Below are 14,154 nucleotides of genomic sequence, written 5' to 3'. Positions count from 1 at the left end.
CGGGGAACAGCGTCATACCACCGTCCACATGGACTGTTGCCTCCCGTCGGTGCCGCCCCGGAACGCGGCCCGGGACCAGGAGGGTCTTGCGGGCCGATCATCGATGACCACACCGTTTCCGGTCTCGCTCGACGCGCAGCAAAACTCGTTTCCAGCCCGACCCGTTGTCAGACCAACGGACCAGCCGCGTCCGCCCGGGGCGCCGAGACGGAGCCGCGCCCACTCACCGCGCGCGCCGACGCCCGAGGTCGCACAGTTGGAGACATGGATCGCTATCCGCCCATTGCCGATCACGGTCTGGTCGGTAATCTGCAGACCGCGGCCCTGATCTCCGCTCAGGGCGTCGTGGACTGGTTCGCCGCTCCGCGCTTCGACTCACCCAGCGTCTTCGCGGCCCTGCTCGACCACGATCGCGGAGGGTATTTCCGGTTGGCGCCGGAAGGCGGGGGCGGAGGGTCCTGGCGGCAGCTCTACTATCCGGACACCGCCGTGCTGGTGACCCGGTACATGTCACCCGACGGTGTGGGCGAGGTGATCGACTGCATGCCCGCGCACCCGTCCGACCGGGCCGGCGACCGCCACACACTGATACGGGCCGTACGGACCGTACGCGGCACGGTCCGCTTCGCCCTGGAGTGCCGTCCCCGCTTCGACTACGCGCGCGCCGGTCACCACCTCGATCTGCGCCAGGACGGAGCGGCCTTCCACGCCCCGGACCTCACCGCCCACCTGCACAGCACGTTCCCGCTGCAACGCGACGGCCACGACGTGACGGGAGAGGTGACCCTGCGGGAGGGCGAGGGCGCCGCCGCGGTCTTCACCGTCTGCCGCCCGGGCGGTGCCTCGCCACCGCCTCCCACCAAGGAACAGGTCTCCGGCGACATCTGGGACACCATCGACTTCTGGCAGCGTTGGGTGCGTACCTCCCGCTACCGGGGCCGATGGCCGGACGTGGTGCACCGCTCGGCCATCACGTTGAAGCTGCTCACCTACGCCCCCACCGGCGCCCCGATCGCCGCGGCCACGATGGGCCTGCCCGAGCAGATCGGCGGCGAACGCAACTGGGACTACCGCTACACCTGGGTCCGGGACGGCGCCCTGTCCGTCCGCGCCCTGCTCGACCTGGGCTTCACCGACGAGGCCACCGCCTTCACCCGCTGGCTGGGGGACCGGCTGCACGACCGTGCGGGACCGGACGGGGAACCGCTCCAGATCATGTACCGGGTGGACGGCGACCCGCGGCTGGCCGAGGAGGTCCTGGACCACTTCGAGGGCTACCGCGGCTCCTACCCGGTCCGTGCCGGAAACGCCGCCGCCGACCAGCTGCAACTCGACATCTACGGCGAGGCCATGTACGCCTTGTCCCAGAACCGCAAGGTCGGCATGCACATCGGCTACCACGGCTGGCAGGGGCTCAGCCAGACCCTGGACTGGCTCGTCGACGCCTGGGACCGCCCCGATGAGGGCATCTGGGAGACCCGCGGCGGCCGCAAGGACTTCACCTACAGCCGCGTGATGTGCTGGGCGGCCTTCGACTGCGGCCTGCGCCTGGCCGACGAATGGCGCCGTCCCGCCGATACCGCGCGCTGGACGGCCGCCCGCGACGCCATCCTCGACCAGGTCATGCAACGGGGCTGGAGCAAGGAGCAACAGGCACTGGTCCAGCACTACGACGATGACGTCCTGGACGCCTCACTGCTTCTGCTCCCGCAGGTGGGCTTCCTCAGTCCGCTGAGTCCGGGCTGGCTGTCCACGCTGGACGCCATCGACCGCACACTGGTCTCCGACAGCCTCGTCTACCGCTATGACCCGGCCGCCTCGCCCGACGGACTGCGCGGTTGCGAGGGCACCTTCAGCATGTGCACCTTCCTCTACGTCGATGCTCTGGCCCGCTCGGGCCAACTGGGCAAGGCTCGCTACACGTTCGAGAAGATGCACACCTACGCCAACCATGTCGGCCTGTTCGCCGAGGAGATCGGCCCCGGCGGCGAGCAGTTGGGCAACTTCCCCCAGGCCTTCACCCACCTGGCACTCATCATGGCCGCCTCGTCTCTCGACGAGGCCCTCGACGAGGCCACCGACCGGACAGCGACCCGACGGGAGGACGAGGAAGCACCCCCGTGGCGCATCCGGCAGGCGTGAATGGTCCCCGCGCGCTGAGCCTGGACGGCATCCAGGCGCCAGGTTTTCCGTCGGCCACTGGTTCCCCCGTCAATCATTCCCCTGGCGGTTCTGTGACTCCCTGTCAGATGCGGGCCGTTTCAGGCGTCACGATGAAAGTCACAATCACGTATCGGACATTTGGCGCTTCAACCTTCACACAAGGCACACAAGTTGGCTAGGTTGGCGGATAGGCCGCACGACTCCCTCCGGCGAACCTCGCCGGGTCGCGCAGCCTCCGCCGAGTCCGGTGCACCCCAGCAGCGGCCGGAGCCGGGGACCCAACCGACCATGGGGTGAATCGGCCCAACTGCCCAGCGGGCAACGGCCGTAGGGCACACCTTCCGCAGCAGTCCGCCCGAACCCGACAGCTAACCCGGTAGGCGGAGTACGGAAGGAGCACCTCCCCATGGCGCCGGAGCAGTCCCCGCCCGGACCGAGCCGCGAAGAGGTCCAGCAGCGGATCCGGTCGCTCTACGACCGGGCCGAGACCGACAGCGGCACCTACAACGCGACCCGCGCGATGATGACAGGCGGAGCGCGCCGAGGCCCCAACCCCGGGTTCAACAGGGACCGCAGGCGCTCCGACCCGTCCCTCGACAACGTCGCCAGGCAGTGGTTCGACGCGGCGCGCGCGAAGCTGGGTCCCACCGTTCCGGCCGTGCTGCCCGCCGACAGAGTGCCCCCGGAGCTCCCCGCCGGGCCCACGAGCCCGACGCGGCGTGCGGTGGACGACCTCCTCGGCCGGGGCCGGGAGACGACCGACCGGCCTCTCCTGGAGCTGACGGCCGGGCCCGCCGCCGGGGCGGCCGCCGCCCGTCCTGTGGCGGAGTTGACCGCCGGGCCCGTGGCGGAGCTGACCGTGGGACCCCCGGTGGGATCAACCGCCGGACCCGTGGCGGAGTTGACTGCCGAACCCGTGGCGGAGTTGACTGCCGGACCCGTGGCGGAGTTGACTGCCGGACCCGTGGCGGAGTTGACTGCCGGACCCGTGGCGGAGTTGACCGCCGACCCCCTGGCCGCATGGCCGGTCGCGCCCCAGACGCCGCAGGAGGCCCCCAGGGCCCTGCCCGCATCCGTCGCCCAGCCGCGGCCGACCAGGTTGAGCGGCACCAAGGAGCAGAACCAGCAGAAGTTCGCCGTGGCCCGGGAGTTGCTGTCCAGGCGCGCCGCACAGCACTCCGCGCAGCCGATGCCGATCGAGTCCCGGCCCGCCGAGGACGCCTGGCGCGTCCCGGAGGAACCGGCCCGCCTGCTCGGCGAGGAGCAGTGGCGGCAGCCGCAACAGCCGGACATCCTGGGCACCGACATGTCGGGCATGTCCTTCGGCGCGGGCCTTCCCGTCGCCACCGCGGCTCCCCTCGCCGCCGAGACCCCGGCCGTCACCGCCGTCGTACAGGAGTCGGGGTACGACAAGAAGGCCGCGAAGGCACTCGCCTTCGCCCGCGCGCAGATCGGCCGGCCGTGCGTCTGGGGCGCGAGCGGACCCGACTCGTACGACGCCGCAGGACTCACCCAGGCCGCCTGGAGGGCCGCCGGGGTCGTCCTCCCGCGTACCGCGCAGGATCAGGCGGCCGCGGTCACGGCGATCCCCCTCACCGACCTCCAGCCAGGGGACCTGATCTTCTTCTACGACACCGTCAGCCACGTCAGCATCTACACCGGTAACGGCATGATGATCCACGCTCCGAGCCCGGGGGCCTCCATCCGCGAGGAGTCGATCTTCTACGCCGGGCAGTCGGCCATCCACAGCGCGGCACGACCCGCCTGAGCCCGGGAGGGGGTTCCTGCCACAGTCCCCGGGAGTCGGTAGCAGGAAGACGACCTACGGGCGCACACCGTCCATGCCGATGTTCAGATGGCGTGGCCCGCGCAGCACCGCGTTCTGCCGGTAGGGCGGAGGGTCTTCGACCAGGCGGGGATTGTCGAGTCTGCGGGCCAGTTCGGTCAGCGCGATCTGCGTCTCCAACCGGGCCAGTGGCGCGCCGAAACAGCTGTGGATGCCGCTGCCGAAGCCGAGGTGCTGGATGTCCGATCGGTCCGGGTCGAACCGGTCGGGGTCCTGGAAGCGCTCGGGGTCCCTGTTGCCCGCGGCGAGGACCAGCCAGATCCTCGACCCCTTGGGAATGGTGACCCCGCGCACCTCGATGTCCGCGATGCAGGTGCGCTGCGGCACGAGCTGCACCGGCGGCTCGTAACGCAGCAGTTCCTCCACGATATTGACGGCCAGACCCGGGTCCTCGCGCAGCCGCTGCAGGATCTCCGGGTGGCGCAGCAGGGTGAGCATGCCGTTGGTGATCAGGTTGACCGTCGTCTCGTGACCCGCGATCAGCAGCAGCACCGCGGTGCTGAGCACTTCCATCATCGTCATGGGACCGTCCGGGCCATGGCTCGTCACCAGCTCGGACAGCATGTCGTCACGGGGCTCCTTCTGACGCTGCTCGACCAGCCCCGCCAGGTACATGCCCAGCTGCATGCGTGCCTCCTGCGCGGCACGCTTTCGCTCGGTGTCATTCCCGCTCGTGTCCGGATCCAGACTGGCGACGAGCGGATCGACCCAGGCACGGAAGCGCGGCTCGTCCTCGCGCGGCACCCCGAGCAGCCGGCAGATCACGGTCACCGGGAAGGGGTAGGCGAACTGGTCCACCAGGTCGATCTGCTGCGCGTCTGCGAGACCGTCGATCAGACCGGAGACGATCTCCGCGAGTTCGCCGCGCATGGAGTCGATCCGGCGGGGGCTGTGCGGCGGGCCGAAGGAACGGTTGGCGATGCGGCGCAGCCGGTCGTGCTCCGGCGGGTCGAGCCGGATGAAGCTCGGCGGCAGCCCCGTCTGCTCGATCCCGCCGGCTTCGTCGGCGCCCGCGGCGGCGAGGTTGGCGGCGTCGGAGCTGATCCGCGGGTCGTGGAGCAGGTTCTCGATGTCCCAGTACGAACTGACGAGGTACGGCCCGCCGTCCTCCTCGTGCAGCACCGGGGTTTTGCGGAGCTCCGTGTACAGCGGATACGGGTTGGCGCGGTTGGCGTAGTCGGTGATCCGGCGCAGGAGCGAGGCGTGCGTCATGAGGGGTCCTTGGGGCGTGGAGGTCCGTGGAGGCGTAGAGGCGGGTGCGGAGCGGGCCGGCGATCAGTGGCGGGCCGGGGTGAAGACCAGGTGCCGGTCGGACGGCGAGTAACCGCTGAGGGTCACGGTAGGTCCGTGGGTCGGCAGGGACGGGTCCGGGAAGTCGGACGGGATCGGCTGCCGGCCCTCGGGACGGCGGTCCACCGTCGGGAACTCCACCGGGAACGGCGCGGCCGTCTCGATCAGCCGCTGGTAGAACTCCAGCCACCGCGTGTTGTCGAAACTCACGGCCGCGATGACCCGGCCCTGGTAGCCGTACACCCCGATGAACCGGCGCTCGGCGAGCGACCCCTGAGTGATCATGATCTGGTCGCCCATGGACGGGACGCCGACCGACTTGATGTTCACTCCGAACTGCGACGACCAGAAGGCGGGCACCCACATGTGCGGACGGCGCTCGGCACTGGCGCTGATCATGTTGTGTGCGGCGATCTCCGCCTGGGTGATGGCGTTGCCCCAGTGTTCGAGAGACAGGAACTGATAGCCGAAGAGGGGATGCGGGGACCGCGCCACATCGCCGGCGACGAAGATGTCGTCGGTGACGATGCCCCGGAAGTCGAAGGCGCGGCAGCCCGCGTCGCAGGCGATGCCGCGGGGGCCGGCGCCGAGCCCGGATCCCGCCAGCCAGTCGGTGTTGCGCGTGGCGCCCAGCGAGACGACCACGAGGTCGGTCTCGATGACGCTGCCGTCGGACAGATGGGCGGCCCGCACGCGGCCCACCGTGTCACCCTCCAGAGCGGTGACCATGACGCCGGTGCGCAGATCCACACCGTTGTCCCGGTGCAACTCCGCGGCCACGGCGCCGACCACCCCGCCGAGGGCACCCACCAGCGGCGCGCCCGCGCGCTCCGCCACGGTGACCTCGATGCCGTGTTCCCGGCAGGCGGAGGCGATCTCCGAACCGGTGAACCCGGCGCCGATGACGAACACCCGGCGCGGTGAGGCCTTCAGCCGCCGGTGCAGTCCGACCGCGTCGTCGCGGGTCCGCAGCACGAAGACCCCGTCGAGCTGTGCCTCCGCCTCCTTCGGCCAGGGCCTGGCGCGTACTCCGGTCGCGATCAGCAGCCGGTCGTACTCCACCTCGTCCCCGTCGGCCAGCCGCACCCGTTTGGCCCCCATGTCGAGGCCGGTCGCCGCCACACCGAGGCGCCATTTCGCGTCGATCTCCCGGCGCCGGGGCAGCTCCGTGTGGTGCGGGGACGCCTTGCCCAGCAGGACCGCCTTGGACAACGGCGGCCGGTCGTACGGCTCGTACGGCTCGTCACCGATCATGGTGAGGGAACCGGCGAAGCCCTCGGCGCGCAGCGTCTCGGCAGCCCGCAGGCCCGCCAGTGAGGCACCCACGATGACGATCCGGCCCTCGCGTCTGAGCCAGTCCAGGAAGTCCTCAGCGGCCATCGGACCTCTCCTGCCCTGGCTCGCCGGGCGTGTGGCCCGGGCCGGCCGGCCCCTCGGCCGTGATGGCCTGCACCGGGCAGGCCGCGACGGCGTGCGCCAGCTTCTCCCGCAGCTCCTCCTCGGCCCGTGGGTTGTAGACGAGTGACTCCTCACCGTGCATGGCGAAGACATCCGGCGCGAGAAACGCGCACTGCGCGTATCCCTGGCACTTGTTGAGATCGACGACAAGCCTCATCAACGCTCCGCCCCTTCCGGCGGCCAGGTCCGTTGAGCGGCACCCAATCGGCGGGCGTCCTCGGACGGCGGTCATCTCCCCCGATGCCAGCATCGGAGGCCGGGCGAGGCCCACGCTCGCCGAGGCGCGCCGAAGGAGTGACCGGCCGTGCGGGCCCGGAACCCGGATCCCGCTCATGACGCCGCCGCGGTGACCGGCCGGGTACGGCGGCCCACCGCGAGGATGTAGGCGCTGACGATCAGCGACCACGCCGGGAACACGAGCTCGGACCAGGGGACGCTCGTCGAGACGAAGAGCAGCGTCAGGGTGGTGAGCAAACCGAGCAGGGTGAGCCATCGCGGCAGGACGCCGAGGCGATGCCCGATCACCGACATGGAGCAGGTGAAGACCGCCGCCATCCGCATCGCGTAGCCGATGATCAGTGTGTACGCGAAGTGGCGGCCGAAGTCCCAGGTGGGCAGGGCGGGAGCGGTGCCGGACGGGCTCGCGGTGGCGAGCACGGCGCCGGCCGCCGCGGCCGCCCCGAACAGGGTGGCCACGAAGACCAGTCCGCTGCCGAGGAAGACGGTGGCCAGGAACTTGTCCTCCGCCTCGCCGATATGGGCCCGTATGACGCCGACGAACCACAGGAAGAAGATGCCGGCGAACGGCACGAGAGCGAGTGCCATCCGCACCGCGGTGCGCCGTGCGGAGTCGGTGAACCCGTCGGCGGTGGTCTCGTCGGCGTGCTGGGGAATCCCCAGCCGGATCAGGACGATGGCCGCCGCGAGCAGCAGCGCGAACAGGACCCCCGCAAGCCCTGCGGCCCGCGGGGTCTGCAGCGGCTGCCTGCCCGGCTCGGTCTGCTCCATGGACGGCTTGCTTCCTCTCGGGCGGCCCCTGCTCCCAGCAAGCCGCCGCCCGGGGGACGCCGCCACCGGGAAGCGGCCGAACGGCAGATCCGGTCTGTCGCCGTCCCGCGCACGCCGCGTCCCCGGGGCAGGCGGGTGTTCAGTTCGCCTCGCGCTGCCGCCGCCACGCCTCGTAGTGGTCCAGGACGGTCTCCTCGATCGGACGGTAGGTGATGCCCAGTTCCCGCACGCTCCTGCTGTTGTCCACCCGGAACCGGATGCCGAGGTGTTTGCGGATGTAGTCCTGGGTCAGGCCGAAAGCCGGGCCGAGGACGCGTACCGGCCAGTGCGGGAGTGCGGTGCGCGGGAGGCGGAGGTCGCGGGGGTACCGGGTCCGGATGATGCGCGACATCTCGTGGAAGGAGGTCATCGTCTCCGCCGCGACGATGTACCGGCCTTTCGCCGCCGGGTTCTCCGCCGCCGCGATGTGCGCATCGGCCACCTCGCGCACATCGGCCGTGGTGAAGCTGAAGTCCGGGGCGCCGTAGAAGAAGTAGCCCTTGAACAGCTCGTCGAGCAGGAACAGGCTGCCGGATTCCGACGCGGGGGTGAGGGAAGGGCCCAGTATCAGACCGGGGTTCACGGACACCATGCGCCAGCGTTCCTGGGCCGACTCCGCCGCCCATGCCTCGCGTTCCGCGAGCGTCTTCGCGTAGTGGTACGGATTGTTCTCCACCGTGCTGGTGGTGTTGAAGTACTTCTCCGACAGGACCTCGTCGTCCATGTCCCGGACGTCGATGTAGTCGCCGAAGACCGCGCCCACGGTGGATGTGAGGACCAGCCTCACGACCGCCGGCGACCTCTCCACGCTCGCCAGCACATTGCGCGTGCCGAGCAGCGCAGGCTCGACCATGTCCTTGTGGCCGTCCTTGATCTTCTCGGGCACGAAGAAGGGCGACGCCACGTGGAAGACCACACGGCAGCCGCTCATCGCCTCGTCGAAGGAGCCCTCCTTCAGCAAGTCGGCCTCGAACAGGACGAGCCGGCCTGGAAACGCCGCCTGCATCTCCCGCAGCGGCCCTGCCTTGGCCGGGTTCGCGGCGCTGCGCACCGTGGTGTGCACGCGATAGCCCCGCTCCAGCAGCCGCCGTACCAGATGACTTCCGACGAACCCGCTGCCCCCGGTCACCAAAACGGTCGTCGCCGCGTCCTCGCCCACGCTGTCACTCCTCGGTCCCGGCCCAGCCCACCATGCGTCGGACGGCGGAACGATACGCGCCCGGAGGCCAGGAGTGGACGCGGATCACCAGGGCTGCCGCCGACGTGCGATGGGCGGCTTCGCGTAGGAGCGTGGGGGTGTGGGAAGCGTGCGTGCCATGGGGCGGCGGGAACGAGAGCGGGACCGGCGGGGCTGGCTGCGCGGCGCGCCGCCCCCGCAGTGGGTACGGGTGCTGCCCCTCGTACTGCTGGTGGCCATGGTTGTCACCACTATGGTCAGCCCCGAGCCGCTCGACATCGGCTTCCTGCTGGGTGCCATCCCGCCGCTGGCCGTGCTGTCCTACGGGCCCGCGGCGACCGCCGTGCTCGGGGTTCTCGTCGTCGCCCTGCAACACACCCGGGTCTTCCATCTGGACCACCCCGGCAATACCGACCTGCTCACCATCGCCTTCGTAGCGCTGCTGAGCGTGTTCGTGTCGTATGTGCGCAGCCGCCGTGACGCCCAGCTCGACGTCGAACGCACCGTTGCCGAAGCCGCCCAGCGCGCCCTCGTCCCCCCGCTGCCGGAGCGGGTCGGGCCGGTGCGCTGTACCGGTCTGTACCGGGCCGCGCAACGCGGGACGCTGGTCGGCGGCGACTTCTTCGACGTGCGCGACAGTCCCGCCGGGGTACGGGCGCTCATGGGCGACGTACAGGGCCACGGACTGTCGGCCGTCGCCACCGTCGCCTCCCTGCTGGGCGCCTTCCGGGAGGCCGTGCTCGATCAGCCGGACCTACCGTCGGTGGCGGCCCGCCTGGACCGAAGACTCCTCACGGACTCGGCGGACGCCCGGTACGCCGAACTGTTCGCGACCGCGCTGCTGCTCGAGTTCTCCCCCGACGCCGGCACGGTACGGATCGTCGCCTGCGGGCATCCGCTTCCCGTGCTGCTCCACGCCGGCAAAGCCACCGAAGTCCACGTCATGGCGGGCACACCCCTCGGCATCGGCCTGTACCCGCAGGTCGGGTGCACGGAGACCACGTGGCCGCTCCAGCACGGCGACCGGCTGTTCGTGGCCTCCGACGGGGTCTGGGAGGCCAGGGACAGCACGGGCGCGTTCTATCCTCTCCTCGAACGGCTGCCCGACCTCGCCGTCGACGATCCGGTCGCCACCACCGAGCATGTGTGGGCCGATCTCGTACGCTACTGCGGCACCGTTCGCGACGACGTCACGATGCTCCTGCTCGCCCCCGAGCCCCGGGGCGTGTGACATGTACCCCGCGTCGGCACGAACGGTCATGACCTCATAAAGCCACCTTATGAGCTCATAGGACGGACCCGCGTACCGAGTAAGGCATGCCTTAGTTTAAGGTTCCCGACGAGACGCCTGTCATCGCTCGAAGGGAACCTGATCATGTCCCGCCCCCTGCGGGTAGCCATCGTCGGAGCCGGCCCCGCCGGGATCTACGCCGCCGACGCGCTGCTGAAGTCCGACGTGGCCGCCGAGCCCGGCGTGTCCATCGACCTCTTCGAGCGGATGCCCGCCCCCTTCGGCCTCATCCGTTACGGCGTCGCTCCCGACCACCCGCGCATCAAGGGCATCATCACGGCCCTGCACCAGGTGCTCGACAAGCCGCAGATCCGCCTGTTCGGCAACGTCGACTACCCCACCGACATCAACCTGGACGACCTGCGCACGTTCTACGACGCCGTGGTCTTCTCCACGGGTGCGACGGCCGACCGGGCCCTCGACATACCCGGCATCGGCCTCGACGGCTCCTACGGCGCGGCGGACTTCGTCTCGTGGTACGACGGGCACCCGGACGTGCCGCGCACCTGGCCGCTGGAGGCCGAGAAGGTCGCCGTCCTCGGCGTCGGCAACGTCGCGCTCGACGTGGCCCGTATCCTGGCCAAGACGGCGGACGAGCTCCTGCCCACCGAGATCCCGCCGAACGTCTACGACGGCCTCAAGGCCAACAAGGCCCTGGAGATCCACGTCTTCGGCCGCCGTGGCCCGGCGCAGGCGAAGTTCAGCCCGATGGAGCTGCGGGAGCTCGACCACTCCCCCAACATCGAGGTCATCGTCGACCCCGAGGACATCGACTACGACGAGGGCTCGATCGCGACCCGGCGGGGCAACAAGCAGGCCGACATGGTCGCCAAGACCCTGGAGAACTGGGCGATCCGCGACGTCGGCGACCGGCCGCACAAGCTGTTCCTGCACTTCTTCGAGTCGCCCGCCGAGGTCCTCGGCGAGGACGGCAAGGTCGTCGGCCTGCGCACCGAGCGCACCGCCCTCGACGGCACCGGCAACGTCAAGGGCACCGGCGAGTTCAAGGACTGGGACGTCACCGCGGTCTACCGTGCCGTGGGCTACCTGTCCGACCGGCTGCCCAAACTGCCCTGGGACATCCAGTCGGGAACGGTGCCGGACCAGGGCGGACGGGTCATCCAGGAGACCGGCGAGCACCTGCAGTCCACGTACGTGACCGGCTGGATCCGGCGCGGTCCCGTGGGCCTGATCGGCCACACCAAGGGCGACGCCAACGAGACGGTGGCCAACCTGCTGCACGACCACGCGAACGGCCGTCTCCACGCGCCCGCGTCGCCCGCGCCGGAGGCCGTGGACGCGTTCCTCGCGGAGCGGAACGTCCGCTTCACCACCTGGGAAGGCTGGTACCGCCTCGACGCCGCGGAGAAGGCGCTCGGTGAACCGCAGGGCCGTGAGCGCGTGAAGATCGTCGAGCGTGAGGACATGCTCGGGGCGAGCGGTGCGTGAGCGCTGAGACGCCGTCCGACCGCGGCGGATTGCGCTGTGGCCGGACGGCGGTCCCGCCGACCGGGGCTGACCGGTCGGCGGGCTCTTTTCCGGGTGGGTCAGGGATAGTTGACCAGGTTCGCCACGTTGGTCGTGGAATTCGACGGACCGCCACGGTCGTTGATGACGTGCCGGATCGTCCCGGTGCCGCCGAGTGAGACCGTCACCATGTCGTGGAACTGGACACCGGACGTGCTCGGTACCTCGAAGGCGTGCTCGGCCGTGACGCTCGGATTGACGTTGAAGTAGCAGTAGCTGCCGAGTCCGTACGCCTGGTGGCTGGTCACCGAGTCGGCGACCTTGTAGGCCGCGTAGCCCTGGGTGGAGCCGTTCATCCAGGCCGCCTGGTTGGGCGGGTCGTAGGGCATCTCGTTCTGGTAGAAGTACGTGCGGCCGCCGTTGCCGTTCCAGACCGTCTGGTGCTTCTGGAAGTGCTCGACGAACAGGCCGTACATCGTCACGTCGGCGCCGCCCACGACCAGGCCCGTGTCCGCCGTGTTTGTCGTCCAGCCGACGCCGCTGCCGTGGTCGGCGCGCCAGATCCACATGTGGTCGCCGATGACATTGCGGCTGTTGACCACGAGGCTCGTGGTCGCCTTGCCGACTCCGGCACCGCCGACACGGAAGTAGACGTCGTGCAGGGACGTCGGGTCGGTGGCGTGCGAGGCCGAGGCACCCGACGGTCCGACCTCCATCAGTGTCGGCGAGTTGGTGGTTCCCGCGTCGAACAGCAGGCCGGCGACCTTGACGCCGTCCACGTCCGCGACCGTCATCGCGGTGATGCCGTTGTCGGGGACGAGGGTGGCCAGGCCCAGACCCAGTACGACGGTGTCGGGGCGGGTGACCTTCAGGGTCTGGTCCAGATGGTAGACGCCGGGAGTGACCAGGAGGTTCTTGCCCGCGGCCAGAGCCGCGTTCATCTGGGCCGCCGTGGCGCCGGGCTTGACGACGAAGAACTGGTCCAGGGGCAGCGAAGCGCCGGCGGGGCTGCCCGAAGTCCAGTCGGCTCCCGTCGAGTTGGTGCGTACGGCGGGGACGAACACCTGGTAGGCGCCGGCGTCGTCGACGTACAGGAACGGCTTCTCACGCGTGACCGGACTGCGGTCCACCGTCGTGTACGGAGGGCTCGGGAAGCTCGTCGCCGGTACACCCTGGCTGCCGACGAAGACCATGTTCCAGTTGGAACCCGTCCAACTGCCCAGCTGAGAGTTGCGGGTCAGCCACTGCTGCTGGCTGCCGGAGCGGACCTGGCCGTCGATCTTGCTGTCCGCCAGATAGCCACCGCTCGACCAACCGCCGTCGTCCAGTGCGAGGTTGCCGCGCAGATGCATCCGCCGGTACGGGGCGGCCTGGGACACCGCCCAGCGGTCGGTGCCGCCCGTCGGGTTGACCGACAGGTTCTCGGCGCCGCGCCAGAAGTTCTGTGTGGCGTTGCCCTGGAACCAGTCGGCCTCCGCGTGCACCGCGCCGTTGATCGTCACCGCGTCCGGTGACAGGCCGAGGCCGAGGACCTGGGTGTAGAAGCCGACGTTGACGTCATTGCTGTAGGTGCCCGGCTTGAACAGAACGGCGTAGCGCTGGGAGCCGAACTGGTTGGTCTCCTGCTGCTGGAAGATGGAGTTCAGCCTGCTCTGGATCGTCGACGACGGCATGGACGGGTCGAAGACGACCACGTTCGGGCCGAGGTCCACGTCACCGGGAGAGGTGGACACGGGGGTCACCTGGAAGCGCTGGGCGGCGGTTCCGTTGCAGGTGTACTGGTTCAGCTGCACGCTGTCGGCGGTCGAGGCGCCGGGGACGTCGAGGCACTTGCCGCTGTGCCGGTTGACGAAGTGGTAGGCGCCGCCCCCCTCGTCGACCGGCAGCCACTGCTGGTTGTCGCCGCCGCCGTACGTCCACAACTGGACGGGCGCGCCGTCGGCGGTGGACACATCGGTCACGTCCACGACCTGTGCGGCGTCGTTGCGGTTGTTGATGCGGACGTAGCCGTCGCTGGTGGCGGTGAAACTCCATTGCTGGGCCGTGGTGTTGTTGCAGGAGTACTGCTGGACCACGGTGCCGTTGGCGGTGCCTGCGGCGCGGGCGTCCAGGCACTTGCCGCTGCCGCTGTCCACGACGGTGGCCCAGCTCGTGGGCAGGGCAGCGGCGGCCGCGGAGGCGGGGGCGGGTCCGGAGGCGAGGGTCAGCGCCGAGGCGGCGGTGACCAGTGCCAGGACGACGGAAGTGCGGGGGCGGGCGCGCCGACGGCGGTCCGCTGCGGGACAGGGCGAACACGGGGAACCCATGAGTCTCCCTTTCTTGATGTGGGGGGAGAGCGAGGGGTTACTTCAGATCGCGATTTAAGAAGTGAAGTAAGCCACTGTCAAGACTTTGGTACGGACCATCGCTTGCCCC

General features: G+C 70.0%; 10 protein-coding genes and 1 riboswitch. Of the genes, 4 read left to right on the top strand and 6 right to left on the bottom strand.

All coding sequences use genetic code 11. The features are described from left to right. Positions 1–264 precede the first annotated feature (264 nt). Both Q2K21_RS18515 and Q2K21_RS18510 read left to right on the top strand, forming a co-directional pair. Positions 265–2,142, top strand: coding sequence for a glycoside hydrolase family 15 protein (locus Q2K21_RS18515; protein ID WP_310772268.1), 1,878 nt, complete (start codon positions 265–267; stop codon positions 2,140–2,142). Between the two features lie 247 nt (positions 2,143–2,389). After that, a riboswitch (cyclic di-AMP (ydaO/yuaA leader) is annotated at positions 2,390–2,562 on the top strand. 7 nt (positions 2,563–2,569) lie between these two features. Beyond that, the gene (locus Q2K21_RS18510; RefSeq protein ID WP_310772265.1) at positions 2,570–3,931 is read left to right on the top strand and encodes an NlpC/P60 family protein; all 1,362 of its coding nucleotides are present in this window, start codon (positions 2,570–2,572) and stop codon (positions 3,929–3,931) included. 54 nt (positions 3,932–3,985) lie between these two features. Here the strand turns inward: Q2K21_RS18510 and Q2K21_RS18505 are convergent, their stop codons facing one another. The 5 genes from Q2K21_RS18505 to Q2K21_RS18485 all read right to left on the bottom strand — a co-directional run bounded on the left by Q2K21_RS18505 (position 3,986) and on the right by Q2K21_RS18485 (position 8,963). Beyond that, positions 3,986–5,221, bottom strand: coding sequence for a cytochrome P450 (locus Q2K21_RS18505; protein WP_310772261.1), 1,236 nt, complete (start codon positions 5,219–5,221; stop codon positions 3,986–3,988). A 63-nt stretch (positions 5,222–5,284) separates the two neighbouring features. Next, positions 5,285–6,679: an NAD(P)/FAD-dependent oxidoreductase gene (locus Q2K21_RS18500; RefSeq protein ID WP_310772258.1), complete on the bottom strand. Its 1,395-nt coding sequence runs from the start codon at positions 6,677–6,679 to the stop codon at positions 5,285–5,287. Then, entirely contained in the window at positions 6,669–6,914 is a 246-nt protein-coding gene (locus Q2K21_RS18495; RefSeq protein ID WP_310772256.1) for a ferredoxin, read from the bottom strand. The genes Q2K21_RS18500 and Q2K21_RS18495 overlap by 11 nt, the downstream gene beginning before the upstream one ends. 173 nt (positions 6,915–7,087) lie before the next feature. Continuing rightward, entirely contained in the window at positions 7,088–7,765 is a 678-nt protein-coding gene (locus tag Q2K21_RS18490) for a hypothetical protein (protein WP_310772253.1), read from the bottom strand. 139 nt (positions 7,766–7,904) lie between these two features. Further along, positions 7,905–8,963 carry an NAD-dependent epimerase/dehydratase family protein gene (locus Q2K21_RS18485; RefSeq protein WP_310772251.1) on the bottom strand — a complete coding sequence of 353 codons (1,059 nt, stop codon included), beginning with the start codon at positions 8,961–8,963 and terminating at the stop codon, positions 7,905–7,907. A gap of 157 nt (positions 8,964–9,120) precedes the next feature. Here Q2K21_RS18485 and Q2K21_RS18480 point away from each other — a divergent pair, with 157 nt between their 5' ends. Beyond that, on the top strand, positions 9,121–10,212 hold the full coding sequence (locus Q2K21_RS18480) for a PP2C family protein-serine/threonine phosphatase (protein WP_310781077.1): 1,092 nt from the start codon (positions 9,121–9,123) through the stop codon (positions 10,210–10,212). Between the two features lie 144 nt (positions 10,213–10,356). After that, positions 10,357–11,721, top strand: coding sequence for an FAD-dependent oxidoreductase (locus tag Q2K21_RS18475; RefSeq protein WP_310772248.1), 1,365 nt, complete (start codon positions 10,357–10,359; stop codon positions 11,719–11,721). A 98-nt stretch (positions 11,722–11,819) separates the two neighbouring features. Here the strand turns inward: Q2K21_RS18475 and Q2K21_RS18470 are convergent, their stop codons facing one another. Next, positions 11,820–14,045, bottom strand: coding sequence for an RICIN domain-containing protein (locus Q2K21_RS18470; protein ID WP_310772243.1), 2,226 nt, complete (start codon positions 14,043–14,045; stop codon positions 11,820–11,822). Positions 14,046–14,154 lie beyond the last annotated feature (109 nt).

This window comes from Streptomyces sp. CGMCC 4.7035 (assembly GCF_031583065.1).
In the GTDB taxonomy this organism is placed as follows: domain Bacteria; phylum Actinomycetota; class Actinomycetes; order Streptomycetales; family Streptomycetaceae; genus Streptomyces; species Streptomyces yaanensis.
Note: the sequence above shows the minus strand (reverse complement) of the source record. Positions and strands in the feature narration are given on the sequence as shown.